The 19,457-nt window shown below is 41.6% G+C and carries 16 protein-coding genes and 1 pseudogene; 15 read left to right on the top strand and 2 right to left on the bottom strand.

The features are described from left to right. Nucleotides 1–304: 304 nt before the first annotated feature. On the bottom strand, nucleotides 305–1,492 hold the full coding sequence (locus HWQ44_RS22065) for a glycosyltransferase (RefSeq protein WP_292723235.1): 1,188 nt from the start codon (nucleotides 1,490–1,492) through the stop codon (nucleotides 305–307). A gap of 110 nt (nucleotides 1,493–1,602) precedes the next feature. Here HWQ44_RS22065 and HWQ44_RS22060 point away from each other — a divergent pair, with 110 nt between their 5' ends. The 13 genes and pseudogenes from HWQ44_RS22060 to HWQ44_RS22000 all read left to right on the top strand — a co-directional run bounded on the left by HWQ44_RS22060 (nucleotide 1,603) and on the right by HWQ44_RS22000 (nucleotide 16,361). Then, on the top strand, nucleotides 1,603–1,785 hold the full coding sequence (locus HWQ44_RS22060) for a hypothetical protein (RefSeq protein ID WP_292723048.1): 183 nt from the start codon (nucleotides 1,603–1,605) through the stop codon (nucleotides 1,783–1,785). A gap of 322 nt (nucleotides 1,786–2,107) precedes the next feature. Further along, entirely contained in the window at nucleotides 2,108–3,391 is a 1,284-nt protein-coding gene (locus HWQ44_RS22055) for a proton extrusion protein PcxA (RefSeq protein ID WP_292723045.1), read from the top strand. A gap of 225 nt (nucleotides 3,392–3,616) precedes the next feature. Further along, a pseudogene (locus HWQ44_RS22050) lies at nucleotides 3,617–4,090 on the top strand (hypothetical protein). A 274-nt stretch (nucleotides 4,091–4,364) separates the two neighbouring features. Continuing rightward, entirely contained in the window at nucleotides 4,365–5,234 is an 870-nt protein-coding gene (locus tag HWQ44_RS22045; RefSeq protein WP_292723043.1) for a polyphosphate kinase 2 family protein, read from the top strand. Nucleotides 5,235–5,381: 147 nt separating this feature from the next. Next, nucleotides 5,382–6,008, top strand: coding sequence for a chemotaxis protein CheB (locus HWQ44_RS22040; RefSeq protein ID WP_292723040.1), 627 nt, complete (start codon nucleotides 5,382–5,384; stop codon nucleotides 6,006–6,008). Between the two features lie 313 nt (nucleotides 6,009–6,321). Continuing rightward, the gene (locus tag HWQ44_RS22035) at nucleotides 6,322–8,217 is read left to right on the top strand and encodes a CheR family methyltransferase (RefSeq protein WP_292723037.1); all 1,896 of its coding nucleotides are present in this window, start codon (nucleotides 6,322–6,324) and stop codon (nucleotides 8,215–8,217) included. A gap of 507 nt (nucleotides 8,218–8,724) precedes the next feature. Further along, nucleotides 8,725–10,803 (top strand): PAS domain S-box protein, encoded by a 2,079-nt coding sequence (locus tag HWQ44_RS22030; RefSeq protein WP_292723034.1) that lies wholly within the window; start codon nucleotides 8,725–8,727, stop codon nucleotides 10,801–10,803. A 54-nt stretch (nucleotides 10,804–10,857) separates the two neighbouring features. Next, nucleotides 10,858–11,454, top strand: a complete 597-nt coding sequence (gene miaE / locus HWQ44_RS22025; RefSeq protein ID WP_229486691.1) for a tRNA-(ms[2]io[6]A)-hydroxylase — start codon at nucleotides 10,858–10,860, stop codon at nucleotides 11,452–11,454. A 19-nt stretch (nucleotides 11,455–11,473) separates the two neighbouring features. After that, nucleotides 11,474–11,878, top strand: coding sequence for a VOC family protein (locus tag HWQ44_RS22020; protein ID WP_292723027.1), 405 nt, complete (start codon nucleotides 11,474–11,476; stop codon nucleotides 11,876–11,878). 531 nt (nucleotides 11,879–12,409) lie between these two features. After that, on the top strand, nucleotides 12,410–13,747 hold the full coding sequence (locus HWQ44_RS22015) for an alkaline phosphatase PhoX (RefSeq protein ID WP_292723024.1): 1,338 nt from the start codon (nucleotides 12,410–12,412) through the stop codon (nucleotides 13,745–13,747). Nucleotides 13,748–14,619: 872 nt separating this feature from the next. Beyond that, nucleotides 14,620–15,108: a GNAT family N-acetyltransferase gene (locus HWQ44_RS22010; RefSeq protein ID WP_292723022.1), complete on the top strand. Its 489-nt coding sequence runs from the start codon at nucleotides 14,620–14,622 to the stop codon at nucleotides 15,106–15,108. 33 nt (nucleotides 15,109–15,141) lie between these two features. Beyond that, nucleotides 15,142–15,819, top strand: a complete 678-nt coding sequence (locus HWQ44_RS22005) for a ComF family protein (protein WP_292723019.1) — start codon at nucleotides 15,142–15,144, stop codon at nucleotides 15,817–15,819. A gap of 86 nt (nucleotides 15,820–15,905) precedes the next feature. After that, nucleotides 15,906–16,361: a PPC domain-containing protein gene (locus HWQ44_RS22000; protein WP_292723015.1), complete on the top strand. Its 456-nt coding sequence runs from the start codon at nucleotides 15,906–15,908 to the stop codon at nucleotides 16,359–16,361. 114 nt (nucleotides 16,362–16,475) lie between these two features. Here the strand turns inward: HWQ44_RS22000 and cobS are convergent, their stop codons facing one another. Then, on the bottom strand, nucleotides 16,476–17,249 hold the full coding sequence (gene cobS, locus HWQ44_RS21995; protein ID WP_292723013.1) for an adenosylcobinamide-GDP ribazoletransferase: 774 nt from the start codon (nucleotides 17,247–17,249) through the stop codon (nucleotides 16,476–16,478). Between the two features lie 376 nt (nucleotides 17,250–17,625). Here cobS and HWQ44_RS21990 point away from each other — a divergent pair, with 376 nt between their 5' ends. Both HWQ44_RS21990 and tgt read left to right on the top strand, forming a co-directional pair. Next, nucleotides 17,626–18,078 carry a hypothetical protein gene (locus tag HWQ44_RS21990; RefSeq protein ID WP_292723010.1) on the top strand — a complete coding sequence of 151 codons (453 nt, stop codon included), beginning with the start codon at nucleotides 17,626–17,628 and terminating at the stop codon, nucleotides 18,076–18,078. 226 nt (nucleotides 18,079–18,304) lie between these two features. Continuing rightward, the gene (gene tgt, locus HWQ44_RS21985) at nucleotides 18,305–19,453 is read left to right on the top strand and encodes a tRNA guanosine(34) transglycosylase Tgt (protein WP_292723007.1); all 1,149 of its coding nucleotides are present in this window, start codon (nucleotides 18,305–18,307) and stop codon (nucleotides 19,451–19,453) included. The last annotated feature ends 4 nt before the right edge of the window (nucleotides 19,454–19,457 follow it).

Raw genomic sequence — 19,457 nt, 5'->3', positions numbered from 1 at the left:
AAATAGAATTTTCCCCCTTCCCGCGTCGGGAAGGGGGTTAGGGGGTTAGGTTTTTGGTGGATTTTTCCTAACGTGAAAAGTCAGATTATCCAATACCCAGTCCCCAGTCCCCAGTCCCCAGTCCCCAGTCCCCAGTCCCCAGTCCCCTTTTCATGCATGATGATGAAGCAGCGTTAGCAAGTTTTTCGAGCCTCATCCCGAAGAGGTAAAAATTTGTCATCGGGACTGCCTGCTTTCTTCTTTGATAAAATCCTCAGGAGGCGCGTACATCTGTTATTAGTGTCAACTTAAGCCCAAACCTAATCTACATCAACTCCATCTCCCGTAACCCCTGGCGTAGTCTGTTTGCCTCTTCGGGATTATACCTTTCATGAAGGGCGATCGCTTTTCTAAAAGCTGTTAAACTATCTTGATGATTGCCAATTTTCAGCAACACTACCCCTAAATTTTGATAGGCTTCGGCATAGTTGGGATTTAACCCGATTGCATTTTGATAACATGCGATCGCATCTGTAAATAAACCCAAAGCTTTAAATATCATCGCTAAGTTATAATGTCCAACAACAAAGGTCGGGTCAATTTTCAAAGTTGTAGCGTAAGCAGTTTTCGCACCATTTAAATCTCCTGCTGCTTTGAGTAAGTTACCCAAGTTATTGTATGCTCCTAATTTGAGCATGGGATAGATTGGCAATTTGATGGCAGCTTGATAATGAGAAATAGCCTGTGGGGATTTTTGTAACCGACTGTAGGCAATGCCTAAATGATAATGGAGTTCATATAAAATATCGTAGTTTTCTTCAACAGCGGTGATTCCATGTCTGAGCAACTCCATACCTTGGGTAATTTTCCCAGTTTCCACATATAAGGCCCCTAATTTACTGCAAACATAGGGATCATCAGGATGAGTCGCCAGAAATCCTTCCATCGCCGTAGCGGCTTTGGCATATTTGTTATTTTGAGCGATCGCACTTTTTTGATATCCTACGTGTAAAAGTGCTACCCCTGGTAAATAACCTACTTGCCAATGGGGTTCTTTGGTTAAAATTGCTGACACACTATCATCCACTAAAGCATGGTAAGGACGGTCAAAGCGAATATCTGGATGATTGCGGAATAGCCTAGACACCAGAGAATAGGGAGATTGTTCAGCACCAACTTCGTGGCGAACGAGGTTGATGAGCAGATATTCATCTCTAGCGATCGCCTCTCGCAACTGCGGTACAATTGCTGGTGTCAGAGTTTCATCAGCATCTAATACTAAAATCCAATCACCAGTGACATATTTGAGAGCTGCATTCCGAGCAGCACTGAAATCATTACACCATTTAAAATGATGGACTTTTGCACCGAGTTGTTGGGCAATATTGGGAGTGCGATCGATTGAGCCTGTATCCAAGACTACCATTTCATTCACTACTTTTCTGACACTGCTCAAACATTTAGGCAGTGTTGCTGCTTCATTTTTCACAATCATGCACAAACTGAGTTTCATATTGCCAATAAATTCTGGGTTCAGATTTTTTGCTGTAGTGACCAACTTTGATTTTGTGCCGACGTAGCATCAGATCATCATAATATGGCGAGTTTTTCACAAAAGACAGGATGAAAAAGCCTCCGTTGTCGGAACAGGCGTGGAAACTCCCAGACACTCTTATGCGAACGCGGACTCGTTGGCGCAGTCTCTTCGTCTTTGCTCGGTTGCGCTATCCGCTAAAGCGTTTCACACCCCTTGCTACAATGGGGAGAATGTGCTGGCTGCCCAATGCACTGCCTCGCCTACATTAAGCTGTAAAGTGTAATTTTGATTTGTGTCACACTATTGACACATAATCTACACACCTTATTCATGATATTGAAATAAATTAATTTCTCGTAGTTAATTTTTTGTTACAAAAATCAGAGTCACGATTTACTATACTAGTTTTTTATCTTTACTCTTCATCAAAGTAAGTTGGCATCATAAAACTAAGCTATGTCAAGAAATCAAAATAATAGATTTATCTAATGAGTGTTGGATGATAGTTAATCATATTTTGAGTATTTACTATCCATTTTACCTGCTTATATAAATATAATAGACATTATATAGATAGGCATATATAATGTCATGAAAAATTCCTTCCCAAAAACACCAGCATTACTTCGCCAAAGGCTCAAAGAATACTGGCGATATCTTAACCATTGGTTTTTAAATACACCAGAAAGGGCACTCTTAGAAGCTCAACAAGCGGCTCAGAGAATTAGAAACATCGAGATAGAACATTTTGATAACAAAAAAATATCTTCAGAATCAGTAAAATATACTGAAAATGTCATGTCATATTGGCAAGGATACCTTGATAAAAATTTAACTATTATCAAGCTCAGGCTTGCAGAATTCCAGCTTAGTCGGGGAATTATCAATATTTCTAACTCTGTTTTATTAGAAAAACTAAAGGTTATTGATGAAGTTGTAGAAAAGTACGCTATCAAAGATGAGCAAATTAGCAACAGCGGATTAGGATCAACTTATCAGCCCCTACAAATTAAGCGCAGCGAAATCAAAAAACAGCCAGATTCATCTAATATCAATGATATTAAAGCAACGCTCCCACCTCAAAATACTGGGGTTTTTCCGAGGTCTATCAGAAAAACAGTTAATAGAATTAAATCAGATTTGGCTCCGCAGGCAGAAGAAGAATTTGTCAGAAATTATCGAGTTTCTAGAAATAGAACAATAATTGCCTTGAGATTTATGATAATTCTAATTATTGTACCACTTTTAACTCAGTATTTATCTAAAGAATTTTTAGTAACTCCAATATTAGAAAGGATTAGAGGAGAGAGTGCAACTCAAATTTTCATAAATTCTGACATGGAAAAAGAAGCTCTCCATGAATTACATAATTTTCAAGAATCACTGAGATTTGAACATTTGCTTAATCAAGCACCACCACTTTCTTCAGAGCTAACACAAGAAAAAATCAAAGATAAAGCATTTGAAATCTCTGAAGAATTTCGTAACAAAAGCAATAGCAATATTGGTAATGTTTTTGCTGATTTAATATCACTAGTTTCTTTTGGTATAGTTATTGCTCTAAGCAAAAGAGAAATTATGATTCTTAAGTCTTTTATGGATAGCGTTGTCTATGGTCTCAGCGATAGTGCTAAAGCTTTTTTGATTATTCTGGTTACAGATATATTTGTAGGATTTCACTCACCAGATGGCTGGGAAGTCCTTCTGGCAGGATTGGCAGAACATTTAGGTCTACCAGCCAGTAGAAATGTCATATTTTTATTTATTGCTACATTTCCTGTAATTTTAAACACTATCTTTAAATACTGGATATTCCGCTATCTCAGTCGTTTATCTCCGTCGGCATTAGCTACATTAAAAGAGATGGACGAGTAATTTATAATTACCTCAAGCATAAAATCGCTTAGTTTGAGCAAAGAAGATGTTTTTCTGAGAAATCAATGAATTAATTACGAATTACGTTAGCAAGTCCGCGTTTGCTTTTAGCGTCTGTCTGCGACACGCTGCGCGAACGTAGAGAGCGTCATTACGAATTTATTTTGAGGCATTTGTCTCGTGATTCGCTAGGCTATGTATATTCTGGTTATTCCGAAGCGTACTATGTTTGAAAGCAAAGTCAATGCTCCAACTCCTAAAGACAATATAGAGTTTGCTCAACCAACTACTACCCGTAAACCACTGGAATTGCTGCGAGATACTGAGGCTTTGTTACGTCGCCCCACTGTAGCAACACTGACGCCGATTTTGCCACCAAAACTGAGTAATAGATTCCAAGCAAGCTCATCTTTAGCAGATGACTCCTTTAAGGAACTGGCAGAAATTGACCTAGACAGTATTAGTGATTTTGAACTGCGTCCAGCACGAATTCTTGTCGGCTTGAGCTTTGTTGGTTTTGGGGCGCTGATGATATTGATGCTGCTGCTGTATTTAAACACGTTGCATCCACAACTCAATACAGTTGAACAGATTCGGCAATATTGGTATCAATATGTTTAGTTTGTCAGTTTGGGTGTTACGGGGATGTTTCTCTTGGGTCGGGAAGCGATGCGTCCAATGCCAAAGCGACGAAAGTAATTTGTAATGACACTCTCTACGAGATGCTGTGCGTAGCTTGCTTCTTTGCAGGAGTATGCAGACTCGCTTTGCGTAGCGCTAATATAATTAAGTTTTGTTAGAAGGATTGAGAAAGAGTCACAAAACTTACTGATGATAAAGTAGGGGGACTTAAATCCTCAGAATTGGTTCAAAGTTATAAATTTTGAATCAAAATTTTAATAAATTATAATTTTTAGAAATTAATACTTCAAAATGTGCTTGTGTATTAAGTAACCGTTAGGAAATTTTATACATGAATCATGATGCTTTCATTGTTCCACCAGGTTCAAAGATTTCTCTGAAAAAAAACTATGACCCAGCTTATAAGACTGATTTTCATGAAAAAAGTGATGCTGCAAGCAAATTACAGGCAGATATTGAAAGACTAGCTAATTATCAAAATATTCTCTATGCTCAAAACACCTATGCTTTGTTGATTATTTTTCAGGCAATGGATGCTGCTGGTAAAGATAGCACTATTAAACACGTGACCTCTGGCGTGAACCCGCAAGGATTTCAAGTGTTTAGTTTTAAGGGGCCCAGTGCCGAAGAATTAGACCATGACTACTTGTGGCGTTCAATGAAGGCTTTGCCAGAAAGAGGAAGAATTGGCATCTTCAACCGTTCATATTATGAAGAAGCACTAGTGGTTCGTGTCCATCCAGAAATGCTGCAAAAGCAACAACTTCCTCACTTCCCTAATGGAAAAAAGATATGGAAACAGCGTTTTGAAGAAATTAATAACTTTGAAAAATATCTGGTTGATAATGGTGTAATCATTCTCAAGTTTTTTCTAAATGTCTCTAAGTCAGAGCAGAAAAAACGCTTTCTAGAACGCATTGACTCTCCTGATAAAAATTGGAAATTTTCAGATAATGATGTCAAAGAACGAGCTTATTGGGATGATTATATGAATGCTTATGAAGAGGTTTTTAATAACACTAGTACTAAATGGGCCCCGTGGTATATTATTCCTGCCGATCGCAAATGGTTTACCCGTCTGACCGTTGCCAATATTATCTGCACAAAATTAGAAGAACTAAATCTGCAATACCCAACAGTTAGTGAGGAACATAAGCAGCAACTTATACAGGCGAAACTGATTCTAGAGCAAGAAGATTAACCTGTTAATTTGATAGGTAAAGGTAAAAAAATGCTGAATTAGTTCAGATATCCTGTATAATTTATATAGATAAGGATAAAAAATTGTACCTTTATTAATGCTATTTGTAACTAAAGAAGTTCCGCAGATAGTCATAGGCGCAAAATCATGATTCAGATGGCAGAAAATGCCAAAAATCATCCACCTCACTTTACTAATGCTGCCTTTGATATAGTGGCGATCGCAGCCTCAGCAGGCGGACTGACTGCTATAGTTAAAGTGCTATCGACTCTAAGAGCAGAATTTCCAGCCGCGATCGCTATTGTGCAACACTTGGCTCCGGGACATCCGTCGTTCATGGCAGAAATTCTCAGTCGGCGCACAGATATTACTGTTAAACAGGCACAAGAAGGAGATTCTCTTAGCCCAGGAATGGCTTACGTTGCGCCACCCAATCGTCACTTGTTGGTTAACGGTGATGGCACACTTTCCTTATCACAGTCGGAATTAGTAAATTTTTTACGTCCTTCGGCTGACTTATTATTTGAATCGGTTGCAGCCACTTACAAAGACAGAGCGATCGCTGTTGTCCTAAGTGGAACAGGTAGCGACGGTGCGATGGGAGTAGAAGCGATAAAAAAAATGGGCGGTACTGTGATTGTCCAAGACGCAAAAACTGCCGAATTTTCCGGGATGCCCTCCGCCGCAATTGAAACTGGCAACGTAGATTTTATTCTCCCCCTTGATGAAATTTCCAGCACCCTGGTGACTTTGGTTATGGGAGAATGTGACTAAGCAGGGGGGCAGGGGGGCAGGGGAGACATGTTTTAGAATGCAAGTTAGTGTCACCATACATTAATGAGGCTTTGAACTCCTGTAATGAGTCTTTGAACTCCTGTAATGAGGCTTTGAACTCCTGTAATGAGGCTTTGAACTCCTTTAATGAGTCTTTGATACTCATTAATGAGCCTTTGATACTTGCGGACGTAGCTTGGAACTTTTCCCCCTGCCCCCTGCCCCCCTGCCCCCTGCTCCCCTGCTCCCCTGCTCCCCTGCTCCCCTGCTCCCCTGCCCCCCTGCTCCTCTGCCCCCTGCCCCTCCCTACCCTATGACTTCCGTAGAAAAAGATCCCAAATTTGAAAATCTACTGACTTATCTCAGACAAAGCCGGGGATTTGATTTTACAGGCTATAAGCGCTCGACTTTGATGCGTCGGGTATGCAAGCGGATGCAGTCATTGGCGATAGAAAACTTTGAAGAATATCAAGACTATCTAGAAGTTTATCCAGATGAATTCAATTATCTTTTCAACACTATTCTAATTAACGTTACCGCTTTTTTTCGAGATTCATCATCTTGGGAATATATAGCAGACCAAATACTGCCTAATCTGATTAAGAATAAAAAAGCTTATGACCAAATCCGCATCTGGAGCGCTGGCTGTGCTTCTGGGGAAGAAGCTTATACATTGGCAATGTTGATGGCTGAAATGTTGGGTGCAGAGGAATTTCGCCAACGAGTGAAAATCTACGCCACAGATGTAGATGAAGAGGCTCTCAACCAGGCTAGGCAAGCTGTTTATTCAGCAAAAGATATCCAAACGATACCAGATGAACTACGGCATAAATACTTTGAGATTGTCGGAAACCGCTATGTCTTCCGCCAAGACTTGCGCCGCTCAGTGATTTTTGGTCGCCACGATCTGCTTCAAGATGCGCCGATTTCGCGCTTAGATTTGCTGGTCAGCCGCAATACATTAATGTATTTTAATTCTGAGACTCAAGGGCGAATTCTAGCCCGGTTTCATTTTGCACTAAACGATCATGGCTATCTGTTTTTGGGAAAAGCAGAGATGCTATTGATGCATTCTAGTTTGTTTACACCACTAGACTTGAAAAACCGGATATTTACTAAAGTATCGACGGTGAATCTACGCGAGCGCCTCTTAGTTATGGCAAATTCAATAGATGACCAATCTAGCAGCCGTTTGGCTCGCAACCTCCGGCTGCGAGATATGGGTTTTGATACAGCTCCAATCGCCCAAATAGTCGTTGATATCAATGGCACTCTGGTACTAGTAAACGAGCAGGCGCGGACTTTGTTCGCCCTTTCCCCTAAAGATTTAGCTCGTCCCTTCCAGGATCTAGAACTTTCTTATCGGCCAGTGGAATTGCGATCGCTAATTGAACGGGCTTATAGTGAACGCCGTCCTGTCAGCCTGACAAATGTAGAGCGCTATTTATCTAACACAGAAACGCAATATCTGGATGTGCAAATTACGCCTTTGCAAGAAATAGACAACAGTTTTTTAGGAGTCAGCATCTCCTTTCATGATGTCAGCCGTTATATTAAACTCCAAGATGCCCTGCAACGATCGCAACAGGAATTAGAAACTACCAACGAAGAACTCCAATCCACCAATGAAGAATTAGAAACTACCAACGAAGAACTCCAATCTACCAATGAAGAATTAGAAACTACCAATGAAGAACTCCAATCTACTAATGAAGAATTGGAAACGATGAATGAAGAACTGCAATCTACTAATGAAGAATTGCAGACAATTAATAATGAACTGAGCGAACGCACCACAGAACTTAATCGCACAAACATTTTTCTCGCCTCTATTCTCAAAAGTCTGCAAACTGGAATAGTGGTAATTGACAGTAGCTTTAATATCTCTATTTGGAATTACATGCTAGAAGATTTATGGGGCTTGCGGACTGATGAAGTTTTCGGAAAGTCTATCTTCAGCCTAGATATTGGGCTACCTGTCGAGCAGTTGCGATCGCCTATCCGCGAATCCCTATCCGGAAAAAAGCAATTTCAAGAAATGATCATCGATGCTACCAATCGTCGAGGTAGGCAAATAAAATGTTACCTGGCAATCACTCCGCTGCTTGGCATTGAAATGCAAGGAGTAGTTTTAATGATGGTAGATATAGATAGAGTCAATAGTATGATTTCTACTGAAGAAATGGAGGTACGGCGGCAGCAGGAATAACAATTAAAAATTAAAAATTAAAAACAAAGATTTAAATCCTGACTGTGGCAAGAACCCCCAGGATAACTGATGCTATATCTAGATATAGAGGTCTTATATAGGATTCATATTTGATTTTTGAACAAAACTCAGTACACCTTTATTCCTTCTTCCCAGAGTCCCCAGTCCCCAGTCCCTTACCTCTACGAGTGATTCAGAAATAAAATCGGATTGCTATATCAGGTTCGGTTAAATACTTATAACATCTGTAGGTTGGGTTGAGGAACGAAACCCAACGCTTGATCCCTGTTCATGTTGGGTTTCACTGCTGTTCAACCCAACCTACATTGATAAATTTTATTATAAGTGATCACCCGAACTTGATATTAAACCCTTTTATTTACGATAAGAGTGTTTCACTGAAGGGTATTGGATTAAACTATTGCTCGCTCTGGTCGCTTTACTGAAGCAGAGGTCAGTTTTACTTCTGCGTTTCTTGATAAAAGCAATCATAAGAGAAGACTGCAAATGACTAAGGAAAATTTTAAACAAGCGATTGTCGAGGCGCATCAGCGACTGGAAAACCTTTCGCAGCTTGCAAGTCTCGCAGCAGATAAATCTATAGAGCAGGATTATCCTATAGAGCTTTTGCAACAAGCGATTACCGAAATATCTATTTCTCTAGAAGAGTTACAGCAACAAAATGAGGAATTGATCGCTACACGCTATTTGGTAGAAGAAGAACGTCAACGTTATTACGATTTATTTAACTTTGCCCCAGATGGTTATTTAGTTACAGATGGTACTGGAATTATTCAAGAAGCTAACTATGCTGCGGCTAAGTTATTGAATATGCGCCAGTCTTACCTGATTGGTAAACCAATGGCTGTGTTTGTGCATCAGACAGAACGGCAGAAATTTCGTCAAATCATGCTGCAATTGCAACAGCAGGGGCAAATTCGCAGAGAAGAGTTACAGATTTTTCATAATCAAGGAAGTATAGACTTTCCAGCAGAACTAACTGCGATCGCTGTGGAAGATAGTCAGGGTAAAACCGGAAACTTACGCTGGCTATTCAGGGACATTAGCGATCGCCACCAGCAAGAACAGAAAATTCGCGAACAAGCTGCCTTACTAGACATCACAACAGACGCAATTATTGTAGAGGATTTGCACAACCAAATCTTATTCTGGAACCAAGGCGCAGAGAAAATGTACGGCTGGCAAGTTCAGGAAGCTCAAGGAAAGGACGCTTGGGAACTTTTATCTAAAAAAACCTCACCTCAACTATCAGCGGCTCAGAAAGCTGTTATTGAGCGGGGAACATGGCAGGGTGAGTTGCATAAATTCACAAAAGATAGTGGAGAAAGAATCATTGCCAGCCGATGGACGTTGATGCTTGATGTCGTAGGGTTGCCTAAATCAATCCTGATTGTTGACACCGATATCACCGAGAAAAAACAACTGGAAACTCAGCTATTGCGTAGTCAACGCTTAGAAAGCTTAGGCATTCTCGCCAGCGGTATTGCTCATGACCTCAACAATCTTCTTACCCCAATCTTGGGAATTGCTCAACTGCTGCCCCTAAAATATCCCCATCTTGATGACGTTTCGCTGCAAATGTTGAAGATCCTAGAAACCAATGCCAAACGAGGTGGTGATTTGGTGGGGCAAATTTTGTTATTTACCCGTGGTTCTGAAAGAGAACACACAATCGTGCTTGTATCGCAACTGCTCGAAGACATCAAGCAGATAGCCCAACAAACATTCCCCAAATTCATCGACATCAACACAGATATAGCGCCAAATATCGGGATGGTTGTCGGAGACAGCACCGAACTACATCAGGTGTTGATGAACCTAGCAGTCAATGCTTGTGATGCCATGCCCAATGGCGGTAAATTCTCTATTTCTGCTACCAAGGTGTTCATCGATGAAAACTATGCCAGGATGCACATAGGCGCAACGGTTAATTCCTACGTGAAAATTACGGTTGCTGATACTGGAGTTGGGATTAACTCAGAAATCATTGATCTGATTTTTGATCCCTTTTTCACTACCAAAGATGTGGGTAAGGGGACGGGACTGGGTTTATCTATATTGATGGGCATCATCAACAGCCACGGCGGTTTTGTGGAAGTAGCCAGTCAGGTAGGAAGTGGCACTAAATTCCAAGTATACTTACCAAGCAAGGAGGGCAGCACTTCTCAAGTAATAGATGAGGTAAAACTGCCAATAGGTCAGGGAGAATTGATTTTAGTTGTCGATGATGAAGTAGCGATCGCTCAGATCACCAAAGTCACACTGGAAACCTATAATTACAAGGTATTGACTGCCCAAAATGGGATTGAGGCCCTTGCCCTCTACACCCAGCACAAAGATAAAATTAGGCTGGTGCTGATAGATATGATGATGCCGTTAATGGGTGGGCAAACAGCCATCAGTACTTTGCAAATCATCAATCCGCAAGTGCCAATTGTTGCCATGAGTGGATTAGCTACGGCTGAGGCATTGGTACAATCTACGGGTATTGGTATCCAAGGCTTTTTAGCGAAACCCTTCACCAGCGATCAATTATTGAACTTTGTTCAAAAAATATTCCGTTAAAATCAATTTGCTGGACTATTTAGCTAAATTAAAATTCTGGAGTTTTCTGACTCTGTGCTTACTCAGTTACCAACTATCAACGCCCTGAAACAGCCCACTAGCTCTGCTTGGGTTGAACAAGCGATCGCTAATTTAGATATCATCTTACTCGACCACTCCCACTGTGAACGCAAAGCAGCAGGCGTGGCCTTGAACATGATGTTTCGCTACCCTTCTAATACTAAAATGGTTCGGGAACTAACTGCGATCGCCCGCGAAGAACTAGAACACTTTGAGCTAGTTAACCAATGGTTAGAACGCCGAAATATTCCCTTGGCTCCCTTACCACCGCCTCCTTACGGTGCGGGTTTAAAAGCTGCTGTCAGACCCAAAGAACCTGAGCGATTTCTGGATTCCTTACTAGTCACTGGTTTGATCGAAGCTCGCTCTCACGAGCGTCTAGGACTATTAGCTGCTCACTGTCCAGAGCCAGAGTTAGCAAAATTTTATCGGGGGCTAATGGCATCCGAAGCGCGTCACTACGGTATATATTGGGTATTAGCTGCTACTTACTTCGACAAAGAAATTGTCATGCAACGGCTTGATGAATTAGCAATTGTCGAAAGTGAGTTGTTGGCGACTTTGCACCCAGAACCTAGAATTCACAGTTAGTAGACGAAGGCAACAGATTATGAAGCTTCAGTTAACACACCTGAGACTGCTTGTCTCCAACTATAAAGATTCTTTTCTGTTCTACCGGGATCTGCTGAAATTTGATGTCGATTGGGGCGATGAAGATAGCGGATATGCTGAGTTTAATACCGGATATCTCAAACTGGGTTTGTTCAAAAAAGAATTAATGGCTGAAGTAGTCCCAAGAATTGAACAGCCTTCTTATGTTGTCAATCGAGATAAAGTTGTCTTAATTTTCGCCGTTGATAACGTGGATGAGGTCTATGAGCTAGTAAAAGCTCAGAATGCGATCGTTGTAACTCAACCACAAGATCGCCCAGACTGGGGAATTCGCACAGCTCATTTTCGCGATCCTGATGGCAATCTCATCGAAATCTACAACAATCTAGGAATTGTCAGTTAAAAGTTCGCTGCCAATAACTATAACAATCCTGAATCAAACGCGCATAAACAAGATCCCCGACTTCATAAAAGTTGCCGGGGATATGTGGGTTGCAATTCTCACAAATTAAGTAGAATTGCTATATCCAAATGGCCACCACATAACCATTGATTTTTCTTGCTTTATTAGATTATTTGTGCTGCATAAGATAGTAGAAATCAATAATTAGTAGGTAGGCGTAAATATTTGTTGTTGGGATAAGGCAGGAGGGAAGAGGGTTTTAGCCTCGTTCATTTTTGAAAACATAGTTTGGTTTGATTCTGCCGACCTACTTTTATAAAATTAATTCTTTTCTTTCCTTGTTTATATAGCCCCAAACTTTAAGCAGTGGGTTTCTTTGAAGTATCTATGCATAATTTTGCCAAAAAAAAGCAAATTTTAGATAAATTCACCTTTTATTGACTAACCCTAAGTTAAATTAAGCATTACCCAAACTTAATCAAGATCAAATATTTTTTTCTCAGCATTATCTTCAGTAACCAAAACATTCTCATGACATTTTCAAGACGTAAATTCTTTGCAATAGCAGGTACAACTGCTGTCGGCACCTTGATGGTGTCTCCTATGGAAGGTCTTCTTGCCAGACAAACTTTTGGTTCAAGACACGGTAGAGGATATGGGTCACTTGTACCAGATTCCAATGGCTTGTTAGATTTACCACATGGATTTCAGTATCGAATCATATCTCGCACAGGCACTCTCATGAGCGATGGGACTCCAGAGCCTAGTAATCATGATGGTATGGCAGCTTTCCCTGGCCCCAAAAACACAACAATCCTGGTTCGTAATCACGAACTTAGCATCAATTCTAGTACACGAGCACAAGTGCCGAATCCCTACGATCCCATTTGCAGAGGTGGCACTACTACCCTGATTGTAGGACGCGATCGCCAACTGATCAAAGAGTTCACTTCTCTGGGTGGAACCATTCGTAACTGTGCGGGTGGTCTAACTCCTTGGGGTTCATGGATTAGCTGTGAAGAGGATGTAACTATTCCGACTGCAACGAATGGAGTTACTAAGCCACATGGTTATAACTTTGAGGTTCCAGCTAAGGCCACCTCTCCTGTTGAGCCAGTACCTCTAGTTGCAATGGGACGGTTTAATCATGAGGCTGTAGCTGTAGATCCCAAAACTGGGATTGTTTATCAGACTGAAGATAATGGGAGTAGTCTCTTCTATCGTTTTATCCCCAAACAGTATGGCAATTTAAAAGCAGGAGGCACTCTCCAAGCTCTGAGGATTAAAGATAGACCTGGGGTTAACACCAATACCGGTTTTGTAGTCGGACAAAAATTGGATGTAGATTGGGTGACTATTCCTGAACCAAATCCTACGACTGTAGATAATGTCAGAGTGCAAGGTCGCAACTTAGGCGCAGCCCAGTTTAACCGTGGGGAAGGCATCTGGTACGATGACAACAAGGGCAAGAAAGACAAGAAGGGCAAAGATGATAAGAAAAGCAAAGGTGAATTTTACTTCACTGCTACCAGTGGTGGCCCTGTAGGGGGTGGTCAGGTCTGGCGCTACATTCCGAGTGAAGAGACAATTGAATTGTTTGTCGAGTCTCAATCTAAAGATGAACTCGATATGCCTGATAATCTCGTTGTTGCACCATTTGGGGATCTTATCCTCTGTGAAGACGGAGGAGGTGACAATTTCTTAATCGGTATTACTCCCAATGGTGAAATCTACAAATTTGCACGTAATGCCCTCCAAACCGGCGAGTTTGCTGGAGCCTGCTTTTCACCTGATGGTCATACTTTGTTCGTCAACATTCAAACCCCTGGTATTACTTTAGCTATTTGGGGCCCTTGGCACAGGTCATAGGGGAACTCCAAGAAATAAATTATCCAATATTGTGGGGTGGGCATCTTGCCATTAGTGTCAACTTAAGGTTAAAACCCATTTGTCAACGATAGGTTTTGTTAGGAACGAAGTATAAAGGTGAACTTTTTTCTGACTTTTATACGCAAGCTGGGAGTGATGCTAATAAACAAAGCATTAATAGTCCATGAAAAAGTTCGTTTTTTGTCCCTTTCAAACCGAATTTTTAAGCCTAAATGCTTATTGACATAGGAAGTTTGAGCTTAACTTGACACCAATGGCATCTTGCCCGCCCAGTCTATAGGGCAGGCGAGACGCCCACCCCACAAGAGTTAATTGAGTATTTTTTTATTTGGAAGTCCCTAGAGACTATCAAGTCATAAGATCAATGTCAGCGTAGCCCGCCGCAGGCATCGCTACCATCTCGTTGAATTGTCGTTGCTACTGTGGCAAGTTTTATTAAAACAGTTAGGGACTTCCAAATAAGAAGTCTCTAATTGTGATTTTGCCGGATGGGTAATTTATTTGTTGGCAACCCCTCGCTTCCCTTACCCCCTTTTTTTACTCTCAGATGATTATCATTTTCATAACCAGCTATTTAAGTAGATTAACTGATTGAGAAAAGTTACTTAAAATCTTACGAATGTAGAAAATTGAAGCGCAAGAACTCAATTCTGGCGAGAATATACCTGACTCTGCGTTGACGATGTAGATGTAGAGCCAACTTATTTGGTAAAGATAATTTTTTCCAGGACTGGCGGAATTCACGCCTTGAGAGTCTCGGCTGAAATCGACTCTGCAAGAATTGCTATTTGCTGGGTAAATTGGGATATAGATGCGGAAAATTTTCTGTGTAAACTTGACCAGCAAATGGTATGAAAAACTATTATCAAGATTTTATAATTCGTGATTGGGTGGAAAGCGATCGCACAAGGGCCGCCGAAGTCATCAGTTATGTGTTATCAGAATACGGTCTGGGATGGGAACCAAAGGGCGCTGACCGAGATGTGTTGCAAGTCGAGGAATGTTATTTAGCTACTGGGGGAGAGTTTTGGGTAATTGAACACCAAAGCCAGTTAGTAGGCACTGGAGCATACTACCCCATACACCGAGGCCAAAAAGCTGTAGAAATCCGCAAAATGTATCTTTTGCCCAGCATCAGGGGTTTGGGATTAGGGAAATATTTGTTACAACAGCTAGAAGCAGCGATCGCAAAACGTGGATTTGGGCAAATTTGGATTGAAACCGCCAGTGTTTTGGTGGAAGCAGTCAAGCTGTATGAAAGCAACGGCTACACTCCAGCAACGGGAGTAGAAACAACAAGGTGCGATCGCGTGTATGTTAAGTCATTGGTCAAAGACTAATGACTAATGACTAATGACAAAGGACAATTCTAAATGCACACTTGGATTAAAAATCTCACAGGCTTACTGAATCTTTTTCTCCAATCCCATTGCCCCCTATGTCAACGCGCAACCTCCCAAGAATTCTGTGACAACTGCACCAGACAACTGCAAAAATGTCAACGTAAAGACCAGATTTCTCTATGGCAAGAGCCAATACCAGTGTTTGGCTGGGGGGAGTATGGTGGCCCCGTGAAACGAGCGATCGCGGCGATGAAATACGAAAATCAACCCCAAATAGCTCGTCCTTTGGGTCAATGGTTAGGAGAAGCATGGTTGTTAAATTCACCGAGGCGAGATAGCCAGCCTGTGGTAGTTCCCATCCCACTCCACGCTAGCAAACAAAAGCAACGTAAATACAATCAAGCCGCACTCATAGCACAAAGCTTTTGCGAAATAACTGGATTAAAATTGAAACTAAACGGTTTAGCAAGAGTGCGAGAAACTGAAGCGCAGTTTGGTTTGTCGGTATCTAAACGAGAAAAAAACTTGGTCAAAGCTTTTGCTGTTGGGCAAGAATTTCGCCATCGTCCCCCAAATGTTCCAGTGCTGTTAGTGGACGACATTTATACTACTGGTGCTACTGCCAGGTCTGCTGTGCAAACACTTCGTCAGTATGGAATTGTGGTCTTAGGATTAGTAGCAGTAGCCACTGCCGTCAAAGACGGATAAATCAAGAATTAATCGCCAAGCTTTGACAGATAAGTGCATAATTTGACTGAATTACCCTATTTTTGTGGAAACATTGCTTGAAATGTATGAATAAAGTTTTTGCGGCAGGTTTAAAACAACTCATCATCATTCCTGCCACATTGCTGGCAATAGGCATAAGCACAAGTGCAGCTTTTGCTCAAAATAAGTTGTATAGTCCAATTCCTTTATCTAACAGTACTGAACTTTCCGATAGCCTCTCAGACAAAGACATTCCCACAGGTCAAGGTGGGTTTGCTCGTGATTACACAGTGAAGTTGCAGAAGGGCGATAATTTAGCAGTTGACTTGTCATCAGAAAGCTTTGACAGCATCATCACACTGTTGGCCCCTGATGGTTCAACTCTGGCAGAAAATGATGATGGCCCTGATGGTAGTAGCAATTCCCTACTATTTACTCGCATCGTAGAGACAGGGAATTATGTTATTCGTGTCCGGTCTTTTGGAGAAACTGGGATTGGGGCTTTTAAACTCAAGGTGACAAAGTTGCAACCGATTAAATGAAGTAGTCATTTGTCATTTGTCATTGGGCATGGGGCATTGGGCATTGGTTATTAATTCTTTGCTCCCCCCACCTCCCCTGCTCCCCTGCTCCCCAGCCTCCCCAGCCCCCATTTCTTAAAAAACGGTCAATACGCACAGGAATAAGGCTTCAGTCCACTCAACGACTGCGCCGTAGGTATCTCCAGTGTGTCCGCCTAGTTTGTGGTTGAACCATGCACCAGTTAAAGTGGCGATCGCACTTCCAACAACTATCATTGTCAGTGCGAGAAATAGCTGCTGTTTATCTATCAGCACAAGTAAACCACTCAAACTAAATAACAACAACAATCCCGGTAACAAATCTTTGTAAGAACGAATGGCTTGTTTGTGAAATGCGCCTTTACCAGTTGCTTTCAGATAAGGGTATCGAGCGATCGCTAGCTGTTGTCCCCAACGTCCCCAGCCACAAGCAGCCATCAGCAACAACCAACGGTTTTCTGGCATATCCGTCAAAGCTGTTATTTTCAGTATCACCAAGGCGCTCGCAGCCATTGCTCCAAAGGCTCCTGTGGCACTATCTGCCATTACCTCTAATCGCCGATCTGGGTCGCCTACTGCCAAACCATCAGCAGTATCCATTGCTCCATCTAAGTGTAGTCCTCCAGTTATGGCAATCCAAATACTTACTACTAAAGCACTACGAGTTAACACGGGCATACCCAAATAATTCATCCCCGTATCCAAAAATCCTAAAATTCCCCCAATTATCAACCCGACAAGCGAAGCAAGACGTGCCACTCCCTGAAAGTCCAATCCGTTCAAATACGGTAGTGGAATACTTGTGTAAAATATAATACTAGCTGCCAGCTTTAACAGCAGCTTTTTCCACCACTGTTGCTGTTTCGTCATCTGAATTACATTAAAATTTGGTAAATTGCTAGATAATATTATTGATATTCGGTAAAACCGACATGGCCAGACTTTAAAACTTTAGATAAGATTTACTTCCATCAGACATTCTCATTGAAAATTTTGTTATGCTGGTCTAAGTGGTAAATAAATAACTTTGAGTATTTTTTATACAAAGACAAGCGGTTTAGGAAGTTAAAATTCCATCAGGGAGCAAAATTTGTGTTTTGTATTCATTAACTAAAAACTTACTCCAAATTATTAGACCATTGCTCCACAAAATTGATATTTTTTTAAATGTAGGGAGTGAACAAGCTATTCAATTATGACAGTTTAGCTATGTTGTCACTCTCCTTAGCTCAATCGCTATTTTCCTATGAGTCACCATCTACCCGACACCAGGATACCAGCTCCGTGCATTATTAACACGGGCATCATTGTGAATAAGCTCGACATCCGGCGATTGCTGGCAGATTTAGGTCGAGTCCACTACATCTACACCCAAGAAGATAAGGTACTGAGCGAGGGTGAGGGGGATGTGATGGAAGTTTTTGCCAATCCGCAAAGGTCTACCTTAGTAGCTAACCACGCGCTATATTTGAATGTTTGGAGTTTTGATTACTTGGAACTAAAACAGTCGTCGCAACAAGAAACCTTCTTTGATTTGATGCAAGAAGGAGTGTGTCTGCGGTTGATTCCCCGCTCAACCCCCCTACAAGAGCGACGAGAGCGAAGCTTCAATGTCAGCGCCATAGAAGCGATGATGGAGCAAGTCCTCTCAGCTAGATGGGATGCTGAAATCGACGATGACTGTTCTGATTCTTTCTAAAGAATAATTATTGCAGTATATACTCGTAAAGTTGGTAACTAGGTTAGTGGTGAATGCTTAAGTGTTCACCAAAACTCAATTACCAGTTCTTAACTTTGTCCATAATTTAGCCAAATAATCTTAATTTTGCCCTAATACCATTTGGTTTTATGGCTGCTAGTTATGGATTTCTGAAACTCTTCACCGATTAGCGTTTCACAATCCAAAATCTAAAATCCAAAATGGCATGAGTGCGAATTTTTCTTTTCAATGTCTTGCTAGCTGTAGCCAAACCAAAGCTAGAGCCGGAGTGTTTTTCACCCCTCACGGTCTTGTAGAAACCCCCAGATTTATGCCAGTGGGAACCCTGGCTAATGTCAAAACTATCACCCCGGCGCAGCTACTAGATACTGGGGCGCAAATGATCTTATCTAATACTTATCATCTTCACTTACAACCAGGAGAAGCGATCGTGGCTGGAGGTGGTGGGTTGCACAAATTTATGGGTTGGAACGGCCCAATGCTCACAGATTCGGGTGGGTTTCAGGTCTTCAGCTTAAGCGAGATGCGAAAAATTTCTGAAGAAGGCGTAACTTTCCGATCGCCTCATGATGGACGAATTATTAACTTGACACCAGAACGCTCCATTGAGATTCAAAATACTTTAGGGGCAGATGTGATTATGGCCTTTGATGAGTGTCCGCCCTACCCAGCGACTCGCCAAGAGGTAGAAATCGCAACTGAGCGCACTTACCGCTGGTTAGAACGCTGTATAACGGCTCATCAACGCAGCGATCAAGCCTTGTTTGGGATTGTGCAAGGGGGCGTATATTTGGATTTGCGTTGCCGTGCGGCGGAAGCTTTGGCTAAGTTGGATTTGCCCGGATATGCTATCGGTGGCGTGAGTGTGGGAGAACCGCCAGAATTGATGGCTGAGATTGTAAAAGTGACAGCACCACTTTTACCCCCCGAAAAGCCGCGTTACTTGATGGGTGTGGGTACTTATCGGGAAATGGCGATCGCGATCGCATCTGGGATAGATTTATTTGATTGCGTAATTCCCACCCGCTGGGCCAGACATGGGACAGCGATAGTCCAGGGCGGACGCTGGAATTTAAAAAATGCTAAGTTTCGTGAAGATTTTACGCCATTAGATGAAACTTGTTCGTGCTACACTTGTCAAAATTTTAGCCGTGCTTACATATCTCATTTAGTGCGATCGCAGGAAATTTTGGCTTATACCTTGTTGAGCATTCACAACATTACCGAATTAATTCGCTTTACGCAGCATATTAGAGAAGCAATATTGAGCGATCGCTTTGCCACAGAATTTGGTCACTGGCTAAACTCATCTGAATCACCACCAGATGAGGGAGAAATTACAAATGACTATTGACAAA

The sequence above is a fragment of the Nostoc sp. JL34 genome (genome assembly GCF_017114945.1).
Lineage (GTDB): Bacteria > Cyanobacteriota > Cyanobacteriia > Cyanobacteriales > Nostocaceae > Nostoc.
This window is presented reverse-complemented; position numbering and strand designations above follow the sequence as displayed.

Bases quoted from the DNA above. Each gene is read 5' to 3' on its own strand.
- HWQ44_RS22030 (WP_292723034.1), top strand. From the start codon at position 8,725: ATGACTAAGGAAAATTTTAAACAAGCGATTGTCGAGGCGCATCAGCGA.
- HWQ44_RS22020 (WP_292723027.1), top strand. From the start codon at position 11,474: ATGAAGCTTCAGTTAACACACCTGAGACTGCTTGTCTCCAACTATAAA.
- tgt (WP_292723007.1), top strand. From the start codon at position 18,305: ATGAGTGCGAATTTTTCTTTTCAATGTCTTGCTAGCTGTAGCCAAACC.
- HWQ44_RS22065 (WP_292723235.1), bottom strand. From the start codon at position 1,492: ATGAAACTCAGTTTGTGCATGATTGTGAAAAATGAAGCAGCAACACTG.
- HWQ44_RS22055 (WP_292723045.1), top strand. From the start codon at position 2,108: ATGAAAAATTCCTTCCCAAAAACACCAGCATTACTTCGCCAAAGGCTC.
- HWQ44_RS22045 (WP_292723043.1), top strand. From the start codon at position 4,365: ATGAATCATGATGCTTTCATTGTTCCACCAGGTTCAAAGATTTCTCTG.
- HWQ44_RS22015 (WP_292723024.1), top strand. From the start codon at position 12,410: ATGACATTTTCAAGACGTAAATTCTTTGCAATAGCAGGTACAACTGCT.
- HWQ44_RS22000 (WP_292723015.1), top strand. From the start codon at position 15,906: ATGAATAAAGTTTTTGCGGCAGGTTTAAAACAACTCATCATCATTCCT.
- HWQ44_RS22060 (WP_292723048.1), top strand. From the start codon at position 1,603: ATGAAAAAGCCTCCGTTGTCGGAACAGGCGTGGAAACTCCCAGACACT.
- cobS (WP_292723013.1), bottom strand. From the start codon at position 17,249: ATGACGAAACAGCAACAGTGGTGGAAAAAGCTGCTGTTAAAGCTGGCA.
- HWQ44_RS22035 (WP_292723037.1), top strand. From the start codon at position 6,322: ATGACTTCCGTAGAAAAAGATCCCAAATTTGAAAATCTACTGACTTAT.
- HWQ44_RS22040 (WP_292723040.1), top strand. From the start codon at position 5,382: ATGATTCAGATGGCAGAAAATGCCAAAAATCATCCACCTCACTTTACT.
- HWQ44_RS21990 (WP_292723010.1), top strand. From the start codon at position 17,626: ATGAGTCACCATCTACCCGACACCAGGATACCAGCTCCGTGCATTATT.
- HWQ44_RS22005 (WP_292723019.1), top strand. From the start codon at position 15,142: ATGCACACTTGGATTAAAAATCTCACAGGCTTACTGAATCTTTTTCTC.
- HWQ44_RS22010 (WP_292723022.1), top strand. From the start codon at position 14,620: ATGAAAAACTATTATCAAGATTTTATAATTCGTGATTGGGTGGAAAGC.